General features: G+C 65.0%; 23 protein-coding genes and 1 pseudogene. 22 read left to right on the top strand and 2 right to left on the bottom strand.

Features of this window, described 5'->3' with window-relative positions:
- The first annotated feature begins 289 nt into the window (after positions 1 to 289).
- The 19 genes and pseudogenes from CACI_RS34190 to CACI_RS54475 all read left to right on the top strand — a co-directional run bounded on the left by CACI_RS34190 (position 290) and on the right by CACI_RS54475 (position 19,062).
- Positions 290 to 1,504, top strand: coding sequence for a sugar ABC transporter substrate-binding protein (locus CACI_RS34190; protein ID WP_015795469.1), 1,215 nt, complete (start codon positions 290 to 292; stop codon positions 1,502 to 1,504).
- A 58-nt stretch (positions 1,505 to 1,562) separates the two neighbouring features.
- On the top strand, positions 1,563 to 2,537 hold the full coding sequence (locus tag CACI_RS34185; RefSeq protein ID WP_015795468.1) for a carbohydrate ABC transporter permease: 975 nt from the start codon (positions 1,563 to 1,565) through the stop codon (positions 2,535 to 2,537).
- Between the two features lie 12 nt (positions 2,538 to 2,549).
- Positions 2,550 to 3,365 carry a carbohydrate ABC transporter permease gene (locus tag CACI_RS34180; RefSeq protein WP_015795467.1) on the top strand — a complete coding sequence of 272 codons (816 nt, stop codon included), beginning with the start codon at positions 2,550 to 2,552 and terminating at the stop codon, positions 3,363 to 3,365.
- 32 nt (positions 3,366 to 3,397) lie between these two features.
- The gene (locus tag CACI_RS34175) at positions 3,398 to 5,440 is read left to right on the top strand and encodes a hypothetical protein (RefSeq protein ID WP_015795466.1); all 2,043 of its coding nucleotides are present in this window, start codon (positions 3,398 to 3,400) and stop codon (positions 5,438 to 5,440) included.
- 224 nt (positions 5,441 to 5,664) lie between these two features.
- Positions 5,665 to 6,630 (top strand): L-glyceraldehyde 3-phosphate reductase, encoded by a 966-nt coding sequence (gene mgrA / locus CACI_RS34170; RefSeq protein ID WP_049872130.1) that lies wholly within the window; start codon positions 5,665 to 5,667, stop codon positions 6,628 to 6,630.
- Between the two features lie 63 nt (positions 6,631 to 6,693).
- Positions 6,694 to 6,834, top strand: a pseudogene (locus CACI_RS48450) (acyl-CoA dehydrogenase family protein); the annotation flags it as partial.
- Positions 6,835 to 7,338: 504 nt separating this feature from the next.
- Positions 7,339 to 7,710: a hypothetical protein gene (locus CACI_RS34165; RefSeq protein ID WP_041543025.1), complete on the top strand. Its 372-nt coding sequence runs from the start codon at positions 7,339 to 7,341 to the stop codon at positions 7,708 to 7,710.
- 566 nt (positions 7,711 to 8,276) lie between these two features.
- Positions 8,277 to 8,594 carry a hypothetical protein gene (locus tag CACI_RS50515; protein ID WP_143765499.1) on the top strand — a complete coding sequence of 106 codons (318 nt, stop codon included), beginning with the start codon at positions 8,277 to 8,279 and terminating at the stop codon, positions 8,592 to 8,594.
- A 159-nt stretch (positions 8,595 to 8,753) separates the two neighbouring features.
- On the top strand, positions 8,754 to 9,320 hold the full coding sequence (locus CACI_RS34160; RefSeq protein ID WP_190276666.1) for an SAF domain-containing protein: 567 nt from the start codon (positions 8,754 to 8,756) through the stop codon (positions 9,318 to 9,320).
- Between the two features lie 302 nt (positions 9,321 to 9,622).
- Complete coding sequence (locus CACI_RS50510; RefSeq protein ID WP_049871800.1) at positions 9,623 to 10,081, top strand: hypothetical protein; 459 nt, start codon at positions 9,623 to 9,625, stop codon at positions 10,079 to 10,081.
- Positions 10,078 to 11,448, top strand: a complete 1,371-nt coding sequence (locus tag CACI_RS34155; protein WP_015795460.1) for a CpaF family protein — start codon at positions 10,078 to 10,080, stop codon at positions 11,446 to 11,448. The genes CACI_RS50510 and CACI_RS34155 overlap by 4 nt, the downstream gene beginning before the upstream one ends.
- A 4-nt stretch (positions 11,449 to 11,452) precedes the next feature.
- Positions 11,453 to 12,325, top strand: a complete 873-nt coding sequence (locus CACI_RS34150; protein WP_015795459.1) for a type II secretion system F family protein — start codon at positions 11,453 to 11,455, stop codon at positions 12,323 to 12,325.
- A 303-nt stretch (positions 12,326 to 12,628) separates the two neighbouring features.
- Entirely contained in the window at positions 12,629 to 13,219 is a 591-nt protein-coding gene (locus CACI_RS34145) for a hypothetical protein (protein WP_143765498.1), read from the top strand.
- A 73-nt stretch (positions 13,220 to 13,292) separates the two neighbouring features.
- The gene (locus CACI_RS51675) at positions 13,293 to 13,499 is read left to right on the top strand and encodes a hypothetical protein (RefSeq protein ID WP_015795457.1); all 207 of its coding nucleotides are present in this window, start codon (positions 13,293 to 13,295) and stop codon (positions 13,497 to 13,499) included.
- Positions 13,409 to 13,900, top strand: a complete 492-nt coding sequence (locus CACI_RS51670) for a TadE family protein (RefSeq protein WP_223297335.1) — start codon at positions 13,409 to 13,411, stop codon at positions 13,898 to 13,900. Before CACI_RS51675 ends, CACI_RS51670 begins: the two co-directional genes overlap by 91 nt.
- The gene (locus tag CACI_RS34135) at positions 13,878 to 14,354 is read left to right on the top strand and encodes a TadE/TadG family type IV pilus assembly protein (protein ID WP_041540635.1); all 477 of its coding nucleotides are present in this window, start codon (positions 13,878 to 13,880) and stop codon (positions 14,352 to 14,354) included. Before CACI_RS51670 ends, CACI_RS34135 begins: the two co-directional genes overlap by 23 nt.
- Positions 14,354 to 14,779, top strand: a complete 426-nt coding sequence (locus CACI_RS46435) for a hypothetical protein (RefSeq protein WP_015795454.1) — start codon at positions 14,354 to 14,356, stop codon at positions 14,777 to 14,779. The genes CACI_RS34135 and CACI_RS46435 overlap by 1 nt, the downstream gene beginning before the upstream one ends.
- Positions 14,776 to 17,583, top strand: a complete 2,808-nt coding sequence (locus CACI_RS48440) for a BTAD domain-containing putative transcriptional regulator (protein ID WP_015795453.1) — start codon at positions 14,776 to 14,778, stop codon at positions 17,581 to 17,583. The genes CACI_RS46435 and CACI_RS48440 overlap by 4 nt, the downstream gene beginning before the upstream one ends.
- 912 nt (positions 17,584 to 18,495) lie before the next feature.
- Positions 18,496 to 19,062 carry an ATP-binding protein gene (locus CACI_RS54475; protein ID WP_143765496.1) on the top strand — a complete coding sequence of 189 codons (567 nt, stop codon included), beginning with the start codon at positions 18,496 to 18,498 and terminating at the stop codon, positions 19,060 to 19,062.
- Positions 19,063 to 19,205: 143 nt separating this feature from the next.
- Here CACI_RS54475 and CACI_RS51665 read toward each other — a convergent pair whose 3' ends face one another.
- Positions 19,206 to 19,358, bottom strand: coding sequence for a hypothetical protein (locus tag CACI_RS51665; protein ID WP_190276664.1), 153 nt, complete (start codon positions 19,356 to 19,358; stop codon positions 19,206 to 19,208).
- A gap of 188 nt (positions 19,359 to 19,546) precedes the next feature.
- Between CACI_RS51665 and CACI_RS34115 the strand changes: the two genes are divergently transcribed.
- Positions 19,547 to 20,170, top strand: a complete 624-nt coding sequence (locus tag CACI_RS34115) for an HAD family hydrolase (RefSeq protein ID WP_015795450.1) — start codon at positions 19,547 to 19,549, stop codon at positions 20,168 to 20,170.
- Here CACI_RS34115 and CACI_RS34110 read toward each other — a convergent pair.
- Complete coding sequence (locus CACI_RS34110; RefSeq protein ID WP_015795449.1) at positions 20,156 to 21,445, bottom strand: helix-turn-helix domain-containing protein; 1,290 nt, start codon at positions 21,443 to 21,445, stop codon at positions 20,156 to 20,158. The two genes, CACI_RS34115 and CACI_RS34110, sit on opposite strands and share 15 nt — an antisense overlap.
- A 131-nt stretch (positions 21,446 to 21,576) precedes the next feature.
- On the opposite strand from CACI_RS34110, the gene CACI_RS51660 reads away from it, so the two are divergent.
- A complete protein-coding gene (locus CACI_RS51660) occupies positions 21,577 to 21,717 on the top strand; it encodes a hypothetical protein (RefSeq protein ID WP_015795448.1) in 141 nt (46 codons plus the stop codon).
- Positions 21,718 to 21,804: 87 nt separating this feature from the next.
- Complete coding sequence (locus tag CACI_RS34100) at positions 21,805 to 23,262, top strand: asparagine synthase-related protein (RefSeq protein ID WP_049871798.1); 1,458 nt, start codon at positions 21,805 to 21,807, stop codon at positions 23,260 to 23,262.
- The last annotated feature ends 21 nt before the right edge of the window (positions 23,263 to 23,283 follow it).

Below are 23,283 nucleotides of genomic sequence, written 5' to 3'. Positions count from 1 at the left end.
CTGCCGCCGCAGACGGACCCTGTCGACGTCAGCCGAGCATGCGGATTTAGGTGCCAGCGGGCTGGCGATCACCCCAAACATGCACTTCAAGTGGCATGTCGCTGTGGCGTTGTCCGAGCAGGACGATCGGGCGCCCTCAAGGGTGAAGTGCGGGCCACCTTCGTGTTTCCGGAGCGTTGCCAGACGGAATCGCCGATGCTACGCTCACGGCCCTAGAAGTCATCGATACGAATCGATGACGCACATTCCATCGCACCGACGAGCAACATCACGGCAAAGGGAGCTCATGATGAAACACTCGCGCTGGGCGGCGACGCTCGTCGCTGCCGGTATCGTCGCGGCGGGCCTCAGCGGCTGTTCCTCAAGCTCAGGGGGCGGCAGTTCGGACTCTCTGACGGTCCAGGACTACTACGCGGAACCGCAGGCCGGCCAGATGAAGGCGATCTACGACTCGTGCGCCTCGCAGCTGGGCGTCAAGATCAACATCGTGCACGTGGCATCGAACGGTCTGATCGCCAAGGTGCTGCAGCAGGTCTCCTCGAAGACGATGCCCGACGTTCTGATGCTCGACAACCCGAACGTGCAGCAGATAGCGGCCTCCGGAGCTCTCGCGCCACTGTCGCAATTCGGGATCACCGGAGACGGATTCGCCAAGGGAGCCGTGTCTGCGGGCTCGTACAACGGCAAGCTGTACGCAGTGCCACCCGTGCTGAACTCGATCTCGCTGTTCTACAACAAGGACATCCTGTCGCAGGCGGGTATCACGCCGCCGAAGACCTGGGACGAGCTGGCCGCGGACGCCAAGCAGCTGACGAAGCCCGGCCGTTATGGCTTCGCGTTCAGCGCTGCCAACACCGGCGAGGGCACGTGGACGTTCCTGCCGTTCATGTGGAGCAACGGCGGGGACGAGACGAACATCGCCACCCCCCAGACGGCGCAGGCCCTGCAGTACCTCACCGGTCTCGTCAGCAGCGGTTCCGCATCCAAGAGCGTGGTCAACTGGACACAGGCGGATGTGAACGACCAGTTCATCGCCGGCAAGGCGGCCATGATGATCAATGGTCCCTGGCAGATTCCGGCGCTGGACAAGGCCGGTGTGCACTGGGCCAGCGTGAGCATCCCGACGCGCGAGGCCGGCCAGACCGTGGTTTCGCCGCTGGGTGGGGAGACGTTCAGCGTTCCCAACACCGGGCACTCCGCGTCGATGAAAAAGGCCGCACAGTTCGTGAGCTGCCTGACCAACGACCAGAACGAGGCGACGAAAGCGGCCAATGAGGACGCGGTCCCCTCGCGAACGGATGCCGCAGCCAAGTTCGCCTCATCCAATCCGGAGCTGGCGTCCTTCGTGAGCATCGTGGCCGACGGCCGCTCTCGCACGGCGCAGTTGGGCGCGAAGTGGCCCGCGACGGAAACGGCGATCTACACAGCGGTGCAGGCGGCCATCACGGGCGAGGCGTCGCCCCAGGCCGCACTTCAGCAGGCGCAGTCGCAGATCAGCAAGTAGTCCAGCAGCGCGTGGTGCGGCCCGCTTCGGCGTTCAATCCGAAAAGTCAGATAGGACTATGACCATCGTCAATCGCGTCCCTCAGGCCGTGAACGAATTCAACGGCGGCTCATACGCTGGGGCAGGTCGCCCCCCGCGCTCGCGCAGACGCGCTCTGCGGAGCGCTCTCACACCGTGGTACTTCCTTGCGCCAGTGCTGGCCTACCTCCTGCTGTTCTTTGGCTACCCGATCGTGAAGAACGTCGAGATGGGGTTCCAGGACTACTCCACTTCGACGTTCTACACCGGCGTCGCGCCCTGGGTGGGATTCGCCAACTACTCCCAGGTCTTTCACAGCGGCATCTTCACCACGGCGCTGACCAACACCGCGGTGTTCACGATCGGGTCCATCACGGGCCAGTTCGTACTGGGCTTGGCGCTGGCAGTCTTCTTCAAGCGCAAGTTCCCGCTCAACGGCGTGCTGCGCTCGTTGTTCCTGCTTCCGTGGCTAATCCCGCTGATCGCCTCGAGCGCGGTGTGGAAGTGGATCCTCGATCAGGACAGCGGTGTCCTCAACCAGACCCTGCTGAACCTACACCTCATCCACACGCCGATTCCCTGGCTCAGCAGCCCGAGCGTCGCTCTGCTGGCGGTGATGATCGTCAACATCTGGCTCGGCATCCCGTTCAACCTGACCATTCTGTACAGCGGGCTCCAGGCCATCCCCGCAGAACAGTACGAGGCCGGCGCGCTCGACGGGGCGACTGGGTGGAAGGCCTTCTGGTACATCACGCTGCCGAATTTGCGGCCGGTCATCGGGATCGTGCTCATGCTCGGCGTGGTCTACACCCTCAAGGTGCTGGACATCATCCTCGGGCTTACCGGTGGTGGGCCTGCCAACGCCACCCAGACCCTCGCGACCGAGTCATATCAGCAGTCCTTCACTCAATTCCAGTTCGGCCAGGGTGCCGCACTGAGCAACATTCTGATCGTGATCTCTCTGGTCTTCACCATGTTCTACCTGCGCAGCCAGCGTGCGCAGACCGGCGCCTAGGAGGCAGTCGCCATGAAGCGCACACATCTCGGCAAATACCTGTACACCGCCCTCGGTATCTTCTTCACGGCGATGATGCTGTTCCCCGTCTACTGGATGGTCAATGCCTCGCTGCAGAGCGGAGCCAGCGCGGCCAACACCTCGCTGGTGCCGGATCATCCCACTGTCGCTGCCTACAGCAGGGCGTTTTCGGAACAGCTCGGCAATCTGGGTACCAGCCTGCTGATCGGCCTGGGCACCGTCGCTCTCACGCTCGTGATTGCCGCACCGGCTGCTTACAGCCTGGCGATGTTCCGGGTCCGGGGAAGTCGGCTGATCACCGTCGCATTGCTGATCGCGCAGATGATCCCCGGCGTCGTGATCGCAAACTCGCTCTACCCGGCGTATGCGAGCCTCGGCTTGCTCAACAACATTCCCGGACTCGTTCTCGCTGACGCCACCACCTCGGTGCCCTTTGCCGTGCTGATCCTGCGCACGTTCATGGAGGCGATCCCACTAGCCCTGATCGAGGCAGCGCGAATCGATGGCGCGTCCCATTTCCGGGCGTTCATCTCCGTTGTACTGCCGATCAGCCGCAATGCCGTGATCACCGCTGGACTCTTCAGTTTCCTGTTCGCCTGGAGCGACTTCATCTTCGCGCTCACCCTGACCACGACGAACAGCGTGCGCCCGATCACGCTCGGCATCTACTCCTATCTCAGCGCCGCGGTGCAGAACTGGGGCCCGGTGCTGGCGACGTCCGTCATCGCGTCGGTGCCCGCGATCATCCTGCTCGTGCTCGCGCAGCGGCGCATCGCCGCCGGCGCGTTCGGCGGGGCCGTGAAGTAGCCACCTGACCTACATCTGAAACAAGGAAGACCGTGCTCACTGACGCACCCAGCAGCCCCACCCATCACCCACTTTTGCTGCCTCTGGCCAACGGACACGTCGCCATCGACCCGATCACCACTGCGCCGATGCAGTTCTTCGACCAAGATAGTCCCGACCGCCAATACCTTCTGGACGAGCGCCAAATATGGCACTCCCTAGAACATCAGTGGGGCAGCGGCCATGTACTGTCTGACCGCGGGACGCACCGCTGGAACGCGCCGCAGTCTGTGACGATCACGCCGACGGAACTCCACGCGCTCCACGAGCTCGTCGACGGCCTCGAACTGACCGTCACCCGAACAACTGAGAACTCACTCATCGAGACCTATGCCTTTCGCAATACCGGTAGCGAAGCGGTGACCATCACAGGCATCGGGATTCAGACTCCGTTCGCAGACGTCTACGCCAGCGCTGCGGAGTCCCTGCGCACCGCGGTCCATGCGCACGTCTTCACCGGTGGGAGCTGGGCGTGGGCGTTCGCCCAGCCGATGGACGGCGTCGGGCGCGTGCTCGGCCTCGTGGTGCGCGAGGGTTCGCTGTCCTCGTACTCCATCGAGTCGCGCAACCAGTACACCTTGTCGAACATCCGCGGCCACATCGTGCTGCAGCCGACGGACTTCGCCCGCAACTCCACCGCTTTCGGAGGCCAGCCGACCATTACGCTGCCGGCCGGCGGCGAATACGTGCTCCGTTGGGAGGTGGGCTTTCACGACAGCGTCGATGCGTTCTTGGCAACGACGCGACCGGCCGCCGAGCTCTCGACGGTATCCGCGCCGGTCGGGACCGACATCGTCATACGCAACGCCACCGATCAGGTGACAAGCCCGCACGCAAACGTCGAGGTCATCGAGGACGGACATGGGAGCCGCGTGACCTCGCGCGAGCCGGGAGTCTTCGCTCTGCACATCGGCCAGGCGCGCACTGAGGTCTCGTTCCACCGTCCGGTGGAGCACGTGGTCAAAGCCCGGGCGCGCTATATCCTCGCCCACCAGAGGACCCCGGAAAGGCCCGGTTCGCTGCAGTTCGGACTCGTGCCGGTCGACACGCGGGTCAAGCTGACGCAAGCCACCAATGGATGGTCGGATTGGACCGACGGATCCGAGCGGATCGGCATGGCCATCCTTCTGCAGCAGGCGCGTCGTCGCGGATGGGTCGAGGAATCCGTGGATGAACTCCTCTCAGGCTGGGCCCTGATGGCAGAGTCATTCCTGCTGGACTCGTCAGCCGCGCCACGTCGCGGTTCTCAGGACCAAGCCACCCCTGCGCGCCTGTATGACTCGCCGTGGCTGGCGCAGTTCTTCATCGACCGCTACAACGACAACGGCGATCCACATCACCTGGACCTTGCGGCCCGGGTCATCGAACGAGCCTTCGCTCTCGGCGGCGACCGATTTCTCGCCATCGGCTTCTCTGAGGCCTGTATCGACGTGATCACCGCTTTGGAAGCGGACGGGCAACTTCAGAGGTCTCAGTCCATGTCGGACGCCGTGGTGGAGAGCGCTCGGCACTTCGCAGAGGCCGGCCATGCCCTACCCAACCACGAGGTCAACTACGAGCAGTCGATCGTCGCGCCACTGATCAATCTGTTGATCGACGCCTACCGTCTCAGCAACGATGCGTCCATGCTCACCGCTATTCAGCAGCGCCTGCCCTGGCTGCTGAGCTTCGGCGGACCGCAGCCGCATGCGCGACTGAAAGACATAGCCATCCGACATTGGGATGGTTACTGGTTCGGCATCGAGCGGTTGTGGGGTGACATTTTCCCGCACCACTGGAGCGCGCTGACCTCGACCGTCCTGTACCGTCTGCCCGCACCGCTACGGTCAGCGCACACCGACGCGATCGCGCTGACGATCCTCCGCGCAAACATGGCCAACTACTTCGACGACGGCTCGGCCACCTGCGCGTTCATCATGCCCAGCACCGTCGACGGTCGAGCTGCACACCTGGCCGACCCGCTGGCGAACGACCAGGACTGGCATCTGAGCCTGTGGCTGCGCATGGCAGAACGCTACGGTGCGATTCTGGACTGACGACAGCCACTGAGGCGCCCGAGCCCTTGCGCGGGCTCGGGCGAAGGCAGACGGTATGAGTGCGCCCGATTGGCGCGGCAACGTGATACGGCCGCACGATGTACGACTCTCGTCCGTCGCAGTTTTGACTGGTCACCTATCGATCGGCCCGCGTACGAGAGGCAACGAGAGCCGTGAACATCACGTCGCACTACCTGGCCGCCGAGAACCGCTACGACGGCCGCATGCCCTACCGACGCACCGGCGCCAGCGGCCTGAAGCTGCCTGAGGTCTCCCTGGGCATGTGGCACAACTTCGGCGACGACCGCACCCTGGACAGCCAGCGCGCCATTCTGCGCCGGGCTTTCGACCTCGGCGTGACCCATTTCGACCTGGCGAACAACTACGGCCCGCCCTACGGCTCGGCCGAAATCAACTTCGGCGAGCTGTTCACCCAGGACTTCCGGCCCTACCGCGACGAGCTGGTGATCTCGACCAAGGCCGGGTATGACATGTGGCCAGGGCCATACGGTATATGGGGCTCGCGCAAATACCTGCTGGCCTCACTGGACCAGTCGCTGCAGCGCATGGGCCTGGACTATGTCGACATCTTCTACTCGCACCGCTTCGACCCCGAGACTCCGCTCGAGGAGACGATGGGCGCGCTCGCGGCGGCGGTGCAGCAGGGCAAGGCGCTGTACGTCGGCATCTCCCGCTATGAGCCGGAGCAGACGCGCGAGGCCGCGCGGATCCTCCGCGAGATGGGTGTCCGGCTCCTGATCCACCAGCCGTCCTATTCCATGCTCAACCGCTGGATCGAGGACGGCCACCTCCTGGACGCCACGGCCGAAGAGGGCGTGGGTTGCATTGCGTTCTCGCCTCTGGCTCAGGGCTTGCTCACTTCGCGCTACCTCGGCGGTAACATCCCGGCCGGCTCGCGGGCGTCGCTGGGGCGCTTCCTGAAGGCCGAGCGCGTAACCCCTGAGCTGATCGCGCGACTCAATCGGCTGGACCAGCTGGCTTCTGACCGCGGCCAGACACTCGCGCAGATGGCGACGTCCTGGGTGCTGCGCGACCCGCGCATGACCTCTGCACTCATCGGCGCCTCGTCGGTAAAGCAGCTGGAGGAAAACGTCGCAGCCGTCGCGAACACGACGTTCAGCCAGGACGAGCTCGCCTTGATTGACCGACTGACCGTCGCAGAGGTTTGATTCTCCGGGCTGCTTACTGATCTGGATCAGCCGCACCGCACATGATGGCTACGGCCGGTACCGTGCGCGGGACTGCACGGCGTGTACGGATACATGCTCGAATACCGCATCGCCCACGACTACCTGGACTCACAAATCTCCACCATCTACGGGGGCGCCACCGAAATCATGAGGGAGATCGTAGTCCGCGATTTGGGGTTATAGATCGGGTGCTGGGTGTGGGGGCGCCGCGGACGGCGATCTTGTTCGGAGGTGATGCCGAGGCGGTCGTCGAGTCGTGAAGGGGAGTCACCTTCCATGACCGCCTCTCGCCATGGCCGCTTGACCGAGCGTACGAGAGTCGCGTCGCCCATATATAAAGCTCGATCCGGAATACTGCGGGGGCAGTAATGTCCCGAAGGGTGTCATTCTGTTACGGGTGCTGCCGACCGGTAAAGTTTTTTTGGCATTTTCGCAATACCCTGAGTGTCTGCTTCTCTGACGGGTCAGTCGTGAGATGAAATGGCCTCCTGTCTGTTGCTGGATAAGGGGTCAGAGGTGCGTGTAGCTGCTAAGAAGGCGCTTGTGTCGGCTGCGGCCGTCTGCGCGCTCGTGTCCGGGTGCGCGCACGGCTCGAAGACCACGCTGCCGGTAGCACCCTCGTCGTCGGATCCGTCCAGCGGCTCCCAGGCCTCGACACGGGCAGCGGTGTTGGCCGGGTATACGGGCATGTGGAGTGACTACCAAAAGGATCTGCTGACCGCGAACTGGCGGAATCCGGTCTCGGTGAATCACGCGACAGGTGAGGCGCTCCAGGACCTGGAAAACTCGCTCGCGGTAGACGGCCACAACGGGTGGATCGGGAAGGGCGCACCTGTTCTGAACCCTGTGATCAAGTCCGTGTCTGGTGCTGGTGTGGCTGCCACCGCCGAAGTGGTCGATTGCGCCGACCTCTCGCACTTCCTGAAGTACGTAGCCGCGACCGGTGCGCTGGAGGATTCAACGCCTGGTGGCCGCCATCTCATTGATGCAGGGCTTGTTGTGAAGGGTGGCGTGTGGAAGGTTTCCACTCTCGCCACCGGCCAGGCGGGATCGTGCTGAGGCGGCTCGGAACGGCGTGCCTCGCTTTGGCGTGCCCCCTCGTGGGTAGTGCTGTTGCGACCGCGGACGACGTGCTTCCTGCCAGCCCGAAGACGGTGACAACTGATGCCCGATGCCAGCAGTCGCTCACTCCGACGTGCCTTGCGCACCTGAGCGTGAAGCAAGGCGGGCAACCGGCGGCGTCGGCAGCTCACAGCTCTTCGCCTGCGCCATCCCCGCCGACCTGCTACTACAAGCAGGACTTCACGTATCCCATCCCGGCCTCGATGCAGACCAGTGGGGGACCGACAGAGATGTCGGTTCAGGAGCAGGAGTGTCCGAAAGGCGCGGGGCAAGTTGGGCTACCGCTCAAATTCACGCCGGTCTCAGCAGCGGCACCTGTCACGGATGTTCGTGCTCTGGTAGACGAGGCTTCCAAAGCGATGAGAATCCCGGCGCCGCAGCTGTCGTTGTCTCCAGACGCTGCGTCCACCGAGTTCGTTGGCGTTCCCGTATGGGCGTGGATTCCGTCGTCGGAATGGGTGCCGAAGTCGGTTTCGGTCTCAGCAGGCGGAGTCTCTCTGACGATGACCGCGACGCCCGAGTTCGCCGCATGGTCGATGGGCGACGGTGGGTCTGTGACGTGCCGGAGCGCGGGTACGCCCTACCCGGCACCGCGAGAGCCGAAGCCTCCGGAGCGGTCGCCGGACTGCGGGTACACCTACACCGCACCGTCGTCATCAGCCCCCGGCGGATACTTCCCGGTATCGGTGACGACGCACTGGAAGGTGGCCTGGTCCACCACGACCGGCCTGGCCGACACTGAGCCCGAACTCACCGCCTCCTCGTCGCTGCGGCTGCGGGTCTCAGAGATTCAGGCGCTGGTAATGCGCGTTCAGCCCTGAACATCAGCTCTGCTTCTCACTTCACCTGTTCTCTCTCGTCTTCGAGGTCTTGTTGCCATGTCGCGTCTCAAAATGCCTTCGCGCGCTTCATCGCGCGTACCCACGGCCAGATCGCCGCATGATGCGGTGCGTGCGGTCGCTGCTGGTCGTCGTCGACGTGTGCCCTACGTGGTGGCAGGTTCGATGCTCGTGCTGGGGGCGGTCGTGGTGGGCGCGGTCGCGTTCGTGAAGGTCGGCGGTCGGGTTCCGGTACTTGTCGTCGGTGCTCCCGTTCAAGTCGGTCAGGTGATCAGCGCCGATGACTTGAAGGTGGTCGACATCGCCCCCGGAACCTTGGCGCACGTGGCGTTCGCCGATGAGGAGAAGCAAGTGGTTGGACAGCCTGCAGCCGTTCCGCTTGTGCCGGACGAAGTCCTGACGTGGCAGCTGATTGGCGCCGCGTCGTATCCGCCTGCCGGCTACGGCGTGGCCACCACCCAGATGAAGGCTGGAGCATACCCGCCACATCTAGTTGCGGGCGCGCGTGTGGAGGTCGTCGCACCCGCATCAGCGGCAGGTGCCGCGGCACAAGTGGTCGCGAGCTTGGCGGCGGTTACCGAGGTGTCCACGCCGACTGACTCGGGCGACGTCGTGGTGAGTGTGTTGGCCGACCAGAATTCGGCAAAGGCAGTCAGCTCGGCTACCCCTGGGTCGCTGTCTCTCGTCCTTCTGCCGGCCGGGGGGTGAGTCTCATGCTGATCGGCTTGTGCTCGCTGAAGTCTTCGCCTGGGGTCACCACAACGACTTTGGCGATTGCCGGATGCTGGCCGGCGCATCTCACGACGCCGACCGTCATCGAGCTGGACGCGCGTGGCGGAGACGTTGCGTGGCGCTACGGAATGGCGGCGGACCCGGGTTTGCGGTCGCTCGCAGCGGCATCCCGGTTGGACCCTCAACCGTCTGCGTTGGCCGGTCACGCCCGCCCTGTGGGCGGGTCTGCGGTGCCAACGGTGACTGCACCTGCCGAACGAGAGCCAGCACGCCAGGCAGTGGCCGCGCTGAAGCCGTTGCTGAAAGTGCTGCGTGATGAGCGTGACGCTGTGCTGGTAGACCTGGGCGAGATCGACCCCAGGGAATCGAGCACGGCGGATCTGCTAGGAAGCCTGGCGTCGCTACTGGTGGTGGCTAGGGCTGTGCCCGAGCAGGCGGCCCGGGTCGCTGCGGCTGCCTCCGACCTACGTCTGACGAACCGGAATGTCAGAGTGCTGTTCATCGGCGATCTCCGCGAAGGAGACGCCGAAACGGTGGCCGGTCTGCCGACGGCGGGAGTGCTACCACTGATCAACCCGAACGCCTCGCTGTTCTCACGGCTCGCGGACCGTCGATCACGCAGGGCTTTCGGGGGAACTACGGTTCGCGTGGCCGAGGAATTGGCCTGGACGACGGTGTCACGTGAGCGCGAGGTCGTGACGGCTTCGGCATCGGATGGCCCGGAGGCCGTGCGATGACCGTCGATGCTGTCTCGGTGCCGTATCTTCCGGCACAGCCGCTTGCGAAGGGTCCAGGACTACTGACGCCAGAAACCCTGGTCAAGGCGGTCACGGCCAGGATGACGGCCCAGATTCGCGTGGAAGAGTCAGCCACTGGTCGGGTGGTGGACGCCGAGCGGCGGGACCAGATCGCCGAAGTGATTCTCGCCGAGGAGCTGGAGGCGATCGCGCACGCCGAGCTCTCCGCCGGTCGGCCGATGCCGACCGCCGAGGCTGAGGCCGATTTGGCTCGACGTGCTCGCAACCACCTGTTCGGGCTCGGAGGATTTCAGCCGTACCTGGAGCTGGACGATGTCGAGAACATCAACATCCTGGGTCATGACAAGGTGTTCCTGCGGCTGACTGGAAACCGGCGGGTCCGTGGCGAGTGGCCGGTCGCGGCAAGCGATGACGAGTTGGTCGACCTGATCCGGATGGTCGCCGCTCGGTCGGGCGAGGACGAGCGACGGTTCGACCGCGGCTCGCCAATCGTGGACGCCCAGTTGCCGGACGGCTCACGCATGAACGCGGTCGCCTGGGTGTCTCGGCGGCCGACCGTAAGTATCCGAATCCACCGGTATCCCACGGCCACCATGACCACGATGCTCGACCTCGGAGTCGTCGACGAAGACCTCGCCGCGTTTTTGTCCGCGGCGGTGAAGGCCCGTATGAACATCCTCATCGCAGGCGGACCAGGAACCGGTAAGACCACGCTTTTGCGCGCGCTGGCGTCACAGATCAGCCCTGCCGAATCGCTGATCACGATTGAGGACAGCCGCGAGTTGAACCTCGACGCTGACGCCCAAGCCCACCCCGAGGTGCGCTCGCTCCAATCGCGCCCCGGCAACATCGAGGGCGAGGGCGAGATCAGTCTGGCGGTGCTGACACGCGCCGCGCTGCGCCAGGCTCCCGACCGTGTGATCGTCGGGGAGGTCCGGGGCGAAGAAGTAGTGCAGATGTTCAAGGCGATGTCCCAGGGCTCGGATGGGTCGATGGCAACGATCCATGCCTCCGATTCGCGCGAGGTATTCGTGAAGCTGGCGACCTACGCCGCCGAGGCACCGTCCAGGCCCGGGGTGACGGAGGTCAACCTGTATATCGCCTCCGCGGTGGACTTGATCGTGCAGCTGGACTACACGACCGACGGCATCACCCGCGTCATTTCCTCCGTCCGGGAGGTCAGCGATGCCGACGGGGAGAACCTGGTCACGAACGAAGTGTTCGAGCCCGATGGTGACAACCGGGCTCGCGCGACGGGTGTCATCTCGGATAAGCGTGCAAGAAAGCTCGCAGCGGCGGGGCTCGACCCGGATGTTCTCAGAGCAGCCCTCCCGAGGGAGTGGTGACCCGATGGACAACGTGACGCTGTTCTTCACGGTGGTCGGAGCGCTTCTCATGCTGATCGCGGGCGGCGCGCTGCTGTTCCTCGCGTACCGACCGCCCGCCTCGAGCGAGTCATGGGCCGGTTGGCTGGCGCGGCTGGACCCGCGGCCGGTGCTCGTCCAGCGCCGCAAGCTGGCCGTCGCGATCGGCGTCGGCTGCGTCGTCGGCGTGCTTTCAGGATGGCCGGTAGCCGCCGCCGCGATCGGCTTGGCGATGTGGTTCGCGCCGATCGTGATGGGCCACGATGTCCATGAAGCTGACCGGACGGCACGGGTCGAGGCCGTCGCGGTCTGGGCCGAGATGCTTCGGGACGTCTTGTCGTCGGCAGCCGGCTTGGAGCAAGCGGTCCTGGCTTCGACGACCGTGGCGCCGGAAGCGATTGCTGGACCGCTGGCTGCTCTGGGTTCGGATCTCCGTGCGCGGCGTCCCTTCGCCGATGCGATGCGGGCCCTCGCTGCCCAGCTCGGCGACGCCACCGCCGACCAAGTGATCGTGTCGTTGATCCATGCCCAGAAGTTCCAGGCGAAGAACCTCGCCGAGTTGCTGGGGGAGCTCGCCGCCGCCGCGCGAGCGCAGGTGAGTCTTGCGGTGCGGGTGCACGCCGAGAGGGCAAAGCACCGGACGTCTCAGCGGGCTATCACCGTGATCTTCACGCTCATGGCTTTGGGACTGTGCGTCTTCTATCCCAAGTTTCTGCGGCCCTACGACACCGTTGGTGGACAGATGGTGATGGCCGTCGTGGTCGCGATGTTCGCGGGCGCTTTGTGCTGGATCCAGATCATCCTCAGGCCCAAAGCAATGCCGCGACTTCTCGACCCCAACGGATGGGAGGAGGCGTAGATGCTTTTGCTCGTGATCGCTGCGGCTGCCGGTGGAGCTGGGCTGTGGCTTCTCCTCGCCGGCCTGCTACCGCCGAAACTGAGCCTCGCGGAGCAGATGGCTCGGATCCCGATGTCTTCTCCGCCGAGTCAAGGTGGTGTGAGGGCTCCGGACACGTCGTTCGCTACTCGGCTCGGCAGCCGGGCTGCTGAGACTCTCACGCGTGCGGGGCTGCCTCAGGCGGGAGCCCGGGCCAATCTCGTATTGCTGGACCGGGAGGTCCTGCCGTTCTTGGCACAGAAGGCCGGGTGCGCCGTGATCGGAGTGCTGCTGCCTGCGGCATCGTTCGCCACGCTCACGATCGTGGGCCTCGACCTTCCGCTGACGATTCCCGCCCTGGCCGCGGGCGTCCTGGCCGCAGTGCTGTTCTTTGTTCCGGATCTCGCGCTGGCTGCCGAGGCCGAGGAGTTCCGGACCGCCGGCCGGGTGGCAGTCCGGACGTTTCTGGACCAGGCCGCCACGACTCTTGCCGGTGGGGCGGGAATCGAGCAGGCGTTGGTCGCCGCCGCGGACGGCCACGGTCCGGTCTTTCGGGCGATCCGTGACTCGATTACCGATTCCCGGCTCGCGCGCGAGCCTGCCTGGCCGCATCTCGACGCCCTTGGCAAGCGGTTGGGAATCCGAGAGCTGTGCGAGTTGGCCGCAGCGTGCACGTTGGCCGGTGCTGAAGGCGCGAAAGTAAAGTCGTCGATCGCCGCGAAGGCCCGCTCGATGCGGGAACGGGAGTTCGCCGCGCAGACCGAGGCTGTCGAAGCCGACAGCGAGCGTTTGGCGATGCCCGGCGGTCTGCTGGGGATGTCATTCGTCTGCTTCCTGACATACGCCGCGCTTGCGGCTGCGGCGAAGCAGATCTGAGGGGTGGGTGTCCACACCATGTTGAAAACCGGGCCGCGTTGCGGCTCCGCGCCATCAGAAAGAGGTACCGCTAATGGAAGACCTGCTGAAGCACGCTACCGCCCGCATGTCTGCTCTGTGGAGCCGGCGCCAAGAAGCCGCCGAGCGGCTGCGCGAGGACAGGGGTTCCGTCTCGGTGGAGAACGTGTTGTGGACCGCTGTGTACGCGACCATGGCAGTGACTATCGGCGCCGTCATCTACCAGTTGGTGTTCGCGAAGGCGCAGTCCCTGCATTTCTGAGCCGATCACTCGTCGCAGCTCGCGATGACCGGGGTTCCAACTCGGTTCAGGCGACGATCTGCGTGCCGCTGGTGGTCTTCGTCTTGATGCTGATCATTCAGGCCGGGGCGTACTACCACGCGCAGCAAGTCGCGAAGATGGCGGCCGACCGCGCCGTGGCCGTGGCTCGCACTGAGTACGGGACCGCCGGATTCGGACAGGTCCAAGCCGACCGCGTATTGAAGGTGGTCGGTGACGGATCCCTCAGCGATGCCCGCGTGAACGTCACGCGGGCATCGAACGAGGTCACTGTCGCGCTCCATGCGAACGCCCCGCACTTCGTGCCGTTCTGGCCGACGACGATCAGCGTCGTTTCGAGTGGCCCGGTTGAAGCGTTCGATGAAGGCGGCCATCGTGGCTGACGCGGCAGCATCGCGTCGATACCGGCGGTGCGGTGAAGCCGACAGCGGCTTTGCCACGCTGGAGACCGTCATTGTCACGCCGATCCTGGTGTTGGTCCTGTTGGTGGCTGTTGCCGCGGGACGTCTGGAATCCGCACGGCTCGACGTCGATACAGCCGCCGGCGCCGCTGCCCGTGCCGCATCGCTCACTCGCGGTCCGGCCGGAGCTGCCGCGGCGGCCAAGGCCGAGGCTGCTCGGTCGCTCGCTTCCGCCGGGGTGTCGTGCCCGCAACCGAAGGTCGTGGTCGACACCGCTGTTTTCCGGCCTGGCGGCGTGGTCAAGGTGACAGTGACCTGTCGGGCCGACCTGGGCGACTTGGCCAGTGTGGGCCTACTTCCGCTCCGCACCAGCATCACGAAGTCGTCGACGTCTCCGATCGACCAGTACCGCCAAGCAACGGCTGGAGGCTCCTGATGACCGTGTTCGTCACGCTGCTCGTCGGGGTGCTGATGATGGTGATCGGTCTGGTGACCGATGGCGGGGGAGCGGTGGCTGCTCGGGCCGACGCTCTGGACGAGGCCATGTCCGCCGGCCGAGCGGCTTCGCAAGCCATTGATATCGAGGCGCTACATCGGGACCACGTGATTGTGCTGGACGAGCCTGCAGCTAGAAGCGCCGCCGCTGACTTCATGGCGGCCACAGGCGACCATGCCGTGATCAGCATCAGGCAGGTCGGGGCGGCCAACCGCGTTACTCACGTGGGTGGTGACGCTGGGCCTGAAGTGACGGTGACCGTCACCCGCACCGTGAAGACCCAGTTCCTGTGGGCCGTGGGGATCGACTCCTTCGCCATGACCGCTACGGCGACCGTGACTCCCGAGCCTGGGAGCCTCCAGTGAACCTGATCGCACGCCTTTCCAAGGCGGCTTTCTCTCTGGCCCTTACCGCCGGGCTGTCCTGTGGCGTTCCGTGGTTGCTGCTGACCTATATCGGAAGTCCTGTTCCGAAGCAGTTCCCGGGCTTGCATGAGATCGTGCCTGCTCTGTCGGCACGGTTCGACATCCACGTCTTCATCACGATCATCGTCTATCTGCTGTGGGCTTGCTGGGCTGTGCTCGTTGTGCAGCTGCTCGTCCAGGTTCCTGGGACGTTCGTCGACATCGTCAGAATCCTGAGGCGTCGCGAGCCGGTCCGTCGAGGCGCAGCTTGGGGACCGGGCGGCGCTCTGGCCCGAGGCTTGATCGCGGCCTTCACTATCGCGCTGCTCGCGCCGCGCGCAGCCGACACCGCGGCGGCTGCGGCGAAGGCAACGGGCTACGTTCTCAGCCCCACAGCCAAGATTGCCTCCGTTGCGCCGGCCGTCCCAGGCGCCCGATCGGCGAGCGGAGATGACTATGTCGTTCGATCTGGCGACACCTTGTGGGATATCGCGGCGCTGCACCTCGGTGAACCTGAGCGCTGGCACGACATCTATAGCCTGAACGTCGGCCGGGTCCAGCCTGATGGTGGCGTGCTGTCCGATCCGCAGCTGATCCAGCCGGGCTGGCAGCTGCGTCTCCCCGAGAACGTCGTAGCGCCTGCCTCGGCGGTACCGGCTCCGGCGGTGTCAACCACAAGGCCGAGCAACGCAGGTACCGTGCTGGTCCCGGAGCCAGTAGAGACGCCATCTCTGATCGCTGCGGGTGGCTCTCCGGCAGCTTCGGCAATTCCATCCCGGGCTGAACACCCGATCCCCGCGCAGCGGATCGCACCGCGCGATCGTGCAGCGGTCCGACTGCCTGGTGGCGGAGTGGTTCCCGTCAGCCTCGCTTCCGGTGTCGCCGCCGCGCTCGCGTTGGCGCGCCTTCGCACGCGTGCCAGGAGCCGGATCCAGCCGGTCGATGCCCCGGGCGATTCCGAACCTCTCGCACCGCTCCTCGAGCCCGTTCGCGCAGAGCTGTTGCGTGCACACCACGCGACGGTGTGCGCCCCGGGGAAGGGTCTCTTCCAGGATGACGAGGACTTTGGCGACGACCCGTTCGCCGATGACGAACCGCTGCCCAGCGAGCCCGAATCCGCCTCGGTGACCGAGGACGCCCTGTGGTCGTTGAAGTCCGAACCCGGTACCCCACTCACCACTCCAGAGTTCGCGCCGAGCCTTCGGGCTGTCTTGGACGGCGCCGATGCCCCTGATGACGTCCACGTGGCGATCTGTGGCAACTCCCCGATTCCGTTGGCTTCCGTCACGACAGCAGGACTTGGGTTGACCGGAGACGGGGCGGCCGACGCTGCGCGGTCTTTGCTGGTCAGCGCACTGGCGGCCGGTGGTCCGAGGGCCATTGATCAGGCCGTCGAAGTCCAGACTACGGTCCAGGCGCTGTCGGTGCTGCTGGGCCCTGGCGCCCTGACCGCCGATTCCGATCGGCTGACGGTTTTCGACTCCTTGACCACGTTGCTGGACGACGCTGAGCGTGAGCAGTCGGCGCGAGCGGCGGAGGTCGCAGAGTATGGACAGGCGAACGCTGCTGACGTCCGTCGCTTCGATAACGTGGAGCCCTTCCGCCCCCGCATCCTGCTGGTCCATCTCGAAGCCGGCGAACGGCACCGGCTGGAGGCGATCGCCCGTGCCGGCGGCAAGGTCGACACTCATCTCGTGCTGCTCGGGCCGTGGGCCGCAGGTACTTCCGTCACAATCGGCGCTGACCGCCTCCTGACAGCCACGGGTCCCGACGCCGAGTTGCTGCGTGACGCATCGGCCTTCGGCATCACGATGGACGAGGCCGAACAGATTCTCTCTGCTCTGGGCACTGCTGCTGAGTCGCCCGCCACTCGCGAACCGTTCACCGATACCGAAGCCGATGGCGAGCCGCCGGTTGAGGCCTCGCGTCAGGACGAATCGGTCGTGCCGTCAGCGGCGACGCCCGACGATACAGTCCCGGTCGTGGCCCGAGCGCACGTCGACCAGGGTGTTCTCCTCTTGAAGGTCATCGGTCCCTTTACCGCCGAGATCGACGGCCGAGACGTCACTGGATGCTTCAACCCGAGCCACAGGACACTTCTTCTCTACCTCGCCCTCCGGGAGCGCCCCGTTCGGCGAGCCGAGATCATCGAAGCTCTGTGGACGGACGACCAGGCCGACGGCAAGAACGCGGAGAAGAAGCGCAGGACACGGTTCGACACCCGGCTGTATCAGACCAAGAAGGCTCTGGCCGATGCCGTCGGGCACGACTCGGAGTTCATCTCCTCGGATCGCGCCTCCGGCTTCATCACGCTCAACCGGACCCTCATCCTCACCGATCTCGCCTGCTTCGACCAGCTCGTCGGCCGCGCTTCCCGAGCCGCCGACGACGCAGAGAAGACCGCACACCTCGAAGCAGCATGCGCGCTGTACCGCGGACCACTGGACGAGAGCATCCGCGGCGACTGGCTGCTGGAGCATCGCGAGGACCGGCTGCGCCGCTACCGCGATGCAGCCGGCGACCTCGCCCGCATCGTCGGCCGAACCGACCCCGACCGCGGACTTGCCATCCTCAACCAGCTGCTGGAGCACGACCTCTTCAACGAGGACCTCTACCGCCGGATCATGCGTGGGCAGGCACGGCTGGGGCGGCACGACGCGGTGCGACGGACCTTCAATCTTCTGGAGACCCGCTTCGAAGCGGTCGAGCTCGTGGTCGATGCATCCACCAGGGCGCTCGTACGGACATTGACTCGTAACGTTTGACCTGTTGGGCTGCCATCACAAAGCTGCCTTTAGCGTGCGGACCACCGGGCTGACCTTCCCTTGCCGCCCTCTGCACCCAAGTGTCGCTAATGGTAGAAGGTTGTCATCCATCGCGGTGAATCTTGCCCTATAAATGCTGGATCCTCGGCCGAGCGCTTCACATTGCGCCCGGATAGAGCGTCTATGGAAGAGCTGCCCTCAACGGCGGCGTATCCACTGACGAAGGGTGCAAAACGTGGCTAACGCTAACCTCCCGGTCGAACTCTCGGCCGCGGCACGCTCCGTCGCCAGCGCGCTGTTCGACGTCGCCGAAGCGACGGTCGCCTCGCTCAGCGAGTCGGCAGGAGTGAGTAAGTCGACCGTCAGCAAAACCCTAGTGGCGTTGGAACAAGCGGGTGCTGCGACGCGCAGCATCCGAGAAAGCGGTGGGTTCCGGGAGCCGGATCTGTGGTCCTCTATGCCCTGGCTGGGCTCATTACTTTCCGCCAGAGATGCTGGCGCTGTTGCGGGTGTTTCCAGCGCTCCTGGCGCGGGCGAGGGCGATAGCGCGGGCGGACCTGAAGAAGTTTTCGAAGGCCAGGCTGTCGTCGATCAGCCGTGTGCAGACGTAACTGTCGAACCCCAGAATCCGTCGGCATCGGCGAATGAACCCGAAACTTCGGGACCGCCGCTGCGATTGGCCCGGGGCGGGCTGGGGGACCTCGTCCAGCAGGTCTTGGCGGGTCACCCGGAGATCGACTACACCCCGACGATGATCAGCCACATGCTCTCGGGCCGTTCAGCGGGGGCTATCGCCAACGCACTCGAGCGTCAGGTCAGGGCTGGGACGGCCGTCAGAGTTTGTGAGGCGCCCAAGCGCTATCGCCATGTTGGATCCGACTCTGGTGCCGGTCGGTAGCGGGGGTGTGTGCCATGTCTTGCTCCCCACTGTCCGATCCACCTCCTATCCCCGTGACGGGCGCATCGGTGCGGCCGAAGCCGAAGCCGCTGTCTCAGGCTGGCGGCCCGCAACGGCGTTCTGAACCGTCGCAGATTTCGCAGGAGTCTGCTATCGGCCGTCCGCGTCTTCTCGCGGCGAGGGCACAACATTTCGCCGCCACCGCGAGTGCTGCCGGCTGGGCTCGGCGGCACGTCGTCGACATGCTGCTGCGATGGTCGGCGTCTGAACTGGCTGATGATGCTGCCCTTGTCGCGTCCGAACTGGTTGCCAACGCGTTCAAACATGCGACGGCGTCGGAGGGTACTTCCACGTGCCGTCTCGTTCTGAAGCTCTTCGTCGATCGGTTGGCTATCGAAGTATGGGATCCGGCGCCGGTGCCGCCCGAGGCAGTTCGACCGCGCGATGTAGGTGAGGCGAGTGAGTCTGGACGCGGGCTCGCTATCGTGACAGCGCTCTGCGGGTCCGCTCCCTTGGTATTCGTCGAACCTGATCGCGGGAAGACTGTGGTCGCTGTCATTCCATGGCAGCGGTATCGGTGAATCTGGGAAAGGCAAAGCGGTACTTCGGCAAGTACTCAAATGGGTTTCAGTCCAAGTGTTGCGTCTTGGCATATGTGTGGGGCTGCGATACAGGGCCGCGAGGCGAGACGCCGTTCAAGCTTCCGCCTCGCGGCGCTCAAGCTCTACTTGCCGGCATCACCCCGCCGCGTGCCGATGACTGTCCCGAGCGCTCGAAGGACCTGGGCTTTCTGTTCAGGAGTCCAGTCCTTGCGCAGGATCACGAAGACAGCAAAAATGCGACCGCCCCATCCTGTGATGGATACGATCGCGGGCACCACTACAACTTCGAGCACAGACCTCCAACGGGTAATCCTGGGCGGACTGGTTGCCCGCTGCTTAACATTATGCAGGCTACAACCTGTCTCGACAAGCGCGTTGCAGCCTTCTTCTTGATGCGGAATTCGCTGTTGTCGTTTGCTCGCGACCCTGCCGGTGGCATGGTCGTCCCCGTAGGGTGTGGAGCATGGTTGCGCGACGCTTCAACGGCCTCATCTTCGACTTCTTCGGTGTCCTGACGTCGAACATGGTCGAGGTCATCGAGTGCTTCGAGGATCGGGAGAAGATCGCCCGCGGGACGTTCCTTCGCGCCTGGGCCGATCCCCGGGGGAGGGACCTGTTCACGCGCCTGGAGCTCGGCGAGATCAGCCAGACCGACTGGAACTCGGGCTTCGCCGCGTTGATGGGCGTCGCGCCTGACGATCTGATGTCCCGCTACCTCTACGACGCGTTCCCGGCTCATGAGGTGCTCAAGGTTGCCCGGCAAGCGCGTGCGGCCGGGTACAAGACGGCGGTGCTGTCCAACTCGCTAGGCCGTACGCCCTACGACCCGTACGCGGGTTTTGACTTGCTGGGCAACTTCGATGAGGTGGTGCTGTCGCAGAATCACGGGCTGCGCAAGCCGGACCCCGCTGTGTTCCAGCTTGTCCTGGACAAGCTCGGTCTGCCCGCTGAGGAGTGCGTCTTCGTTGATGACTCCGAAGAGAACCTTCAGGCGGCGGTTGATTTGGGGATGACGATCGTGTTCGCGCTCGATGAACGAGAGCTTTCGGCTCGCTTGCGGACGCTGCTGGGGCTAGGCCTCCTGTAGGAATGCCCGCACGGCGGGATGTCCACGATGCTCGCTCAGCTGACGGCGCAGCCCGGCCAGCGTTGAGGACGACCGTGCTGAGTCCACCGAGCCCAGGCACCTGCCGGCGTGGCGGGCTTGGACCACCGCAGCGTCCAAGTCGTGCAAGGCCAGGTGTGCCTCGGCAGCGCGAGCGAGGTAGATGGCATGGCTCTTGGGATACTGCACGTCGCCGGGATAGTCGGCCCTGACCGCGGCGTCGAAGCAGCGCACTGCGCGGGCGGGATCGTTCAGCTCCAGGGCTGAGGAACCAGCGATCATCTCGATTTCGCCCTGCGTGACCCAGTACAGGTAGTCGGGATCGTCTTCTGAAGGGCCGAGGTCGAGCAGGTCTCTGGCAGCCGTGAGGGCTCGCGCACATCCTCGTCGGTCGCCGGTTTTCGAAAGAGCTCTGGCTTTGCGTGCGGCAAGCATCGCGCGCATGCGCGGCGTGGCCCTGCTGCCGGCGGTCTGCTCGGCGTTGTCCAAGAGCTTCACAGCGTCGTTCGGATCGCCGGCGGTGTAGTGCTGGATGGCCATGAAGGACATCGCGTAGGCACCGGTCAGCACATCCGTGGCCTCAGCGGAGGCGCGTAGGGCCGTCTCGTAGTACCGCTCGGCTGCGGCGTGCTGCTTGCTGTCGAAAAGGTTCCATGCCACCTGTCGCGAGGCTTCTGCGGCGAGCGAATAGGCGCGGTTCTCGGTGGTCTCGTCCAAACCACCGGCCTTGAGAAGCCGCGTCAGCAGAGCCAGTTCGTTGCGTGCCATGCGCGCCATTTCACCGCTGTCGAACTCGTCATCGAGGTGTCTCAAGTGTTCGAGACGTTCCTCGATGTGGCCGAACAACCTAGGGGCGGCATCTGCTGGAGTGTCGCTTAGCGCGGCCGGTGTGGCTTGTCCGGTGAGAATGCTTGACCAATGACCGACCAGCGAGGTCAGTGCTGCACCTGTAGTCGTGACGAAGCTCCGACGGTCCACGCCGCCTCCTGTTGCCATGTCCACCAGGATGGTGAATGTCTCCTGACGGTTCCATGGTGCCTTTTGTCGGCTCGGACCGTCGACCGCAATGCTGAATTCGCCGCCGGTCGCCAGCACACGATCGTAGGCTTTGGCGACGTCGCTGGTGAGGGGTTTGGTCCCGTTCTCCACGTTGCGTAGGTAGCTCTCGGCGTATCCCGCCTGCCGCGCGAACACGGCGAACGTCAGTCCAGAGCCGCGTCGGGCCGTTCGCATGTCGTCTCGGAGCTCATCGGCCATGATGCCCACCCTTGTCGGAAAAGGGATCGCCTAGGGATCGGTCTAGGTCATTGTTCCTCGTGAAGTAACGCGGTGTGCTCATTCCGGCGCAGATCGCGCCGGAATGTTGCCAGCAGACAGAGGAGAACACCGTGGACCTCACGATCATCGACGAGCTCTTCGACGGGCCGCTCGCCACTGCCGTCCCGACCCAGTCCCAGGCGCTCGCGGAGAAGGCGCCGGGCGACGCCGACGGCGAGGACAAGGGCGACCACTGCAGCGTCCAGGCCTGATCCACTGACCGCCGCGCCCGTGTCGGGACCCATCTCGTCCGATCCTCGTCCCGGGCGCGGCTTCCCTACCGCCAACGTGCAAGGAACATGATGCTCAGCTTCGACATCTCGGTCGTCGCGGACGGCTCGCGAACTTGGAGCCGTGACGGAGACCAGTGGATCGGGCCTGCCGGCTGGGTCCGGCCCTTCGTCCATCCGGCGCTGGAGTCGGTTGCGGTCATCGACGGCCCACGTCTGCGTTTGTCCGTCGCTGAGCGGTGTGAGGAGCCTGACTTCGTCCGCCTGGATACTGATGGCCGCACGGTAACCGTGGAGGCAGGGCCGCTCGGGCGAGCCCCCATTTACCTCCGGCACCGGAACAACCGGATCACGGGGAGCTGGCGCATCAGTGACCTGATGGACAGCCTGCCGTACGGTGCCTTGAACGACAGAGGCCTGATTCGGCTGCTGACCCGCCGTCACCGCTTCAGCGCGGACACGGTGTTCGCCGACATCGTGTGTCTGACTGAGCGTGCCCGAATCAGCGCCGGTCCGGCGGGCATTCAAGTCCGGTACCCGGATCCGGTCGAGCGGCCGGTGCACCGCCGTGCCCTGAGGCGCGACGTCGATCCGGTAGCAGTTATCGGCGACCTGCTCGGCCGGCACCTCGAACAACGACCTACCGACGGCGTCGAACTATCCGGCGGCGCCGACTCGGCACTAGTGGCTGCCGAACTCGCCGGGCTCTTCGAGCATCGTGTCCGGAGCTTCGGACTGGTCATGCCGGGCCAAGAGGGGATCGCCCAGACGGCTCGGCGCGAGGCGATTGCCGAGACGCTGAAGCTGACGGACACCCCGATCCACGCCGTGCTGCATCCGCCGTTTGGCGCCGGTCGCCGGTACGAGCTGCACAACCCTGCCAGTTCGTACTATTGCGAGAGCTTCGACGCGCTCGCTGCGGCTGCCAGGTCATATGGCGTGCGCGCCATGGCGACGGGGTTTGGCGGCGACGAGCTGATGGCGTGCCCCGCCGAAGCCCAGGCGACACCCACCGAGGAGTTCCTTCCTGAGTGGCTCAGTGCCAAAGCACGCGCCGCGGTCCCAGATATCGAGGCCGACCTCGCACCTCCAGCGCACCTCTACACACCGACGCTGATGGCGCTCGCCTCGCACGCTCCGGGCCTGCTGGCTGCAGGGATCTGGCAGATCGCGCCGTTGGCTGATCCCGCACTGACCCGGTTCTGTCGTCAGCTCCCTGAAGAACTGGTCATCGGTAAGCGCGTGTTGCGAGAGCGTCTCGCCCTGCGGATCCCGAAGCGGGTCGCCTACCGGTCGTCCCCGGAGACCTTCCGCCCGATCATGGAGATCGGGATGCGAAGATTCGGCCTCCCTCTTCTCGATGACTACCTCAAGCGCGGCCTGCTGCTGGCAGAGCTGGGCATGGTCGAGCCAGCAGTCCTTCAGGCAGCGACTTGTGCTGCACAGTCTGGGACAGCGGTCGACTCTCGGCTGGCGGATGTCTTGCGTCTGGAGCATGGGCTGCGTCTGGTATGGGGTGAACTGTGACAGATTCCTGCAAGGTAGAAG

Origin of the sequence: Catenulispora acidiphila DSM 44928 (assembly GCF_000024025.1) — a bacterium.
GTDB lineage: Bacteria > Actinomycetota > Actinomycetes > Streptomycetales > Catenulisporaceae > Catenulispora > Catenulispora acidiphila.
The sequence above is the reverse complement of the archived record's forward strand: the minus strand, read 5'-3'. Positions and strand labels throughout refer to the sequence as shown.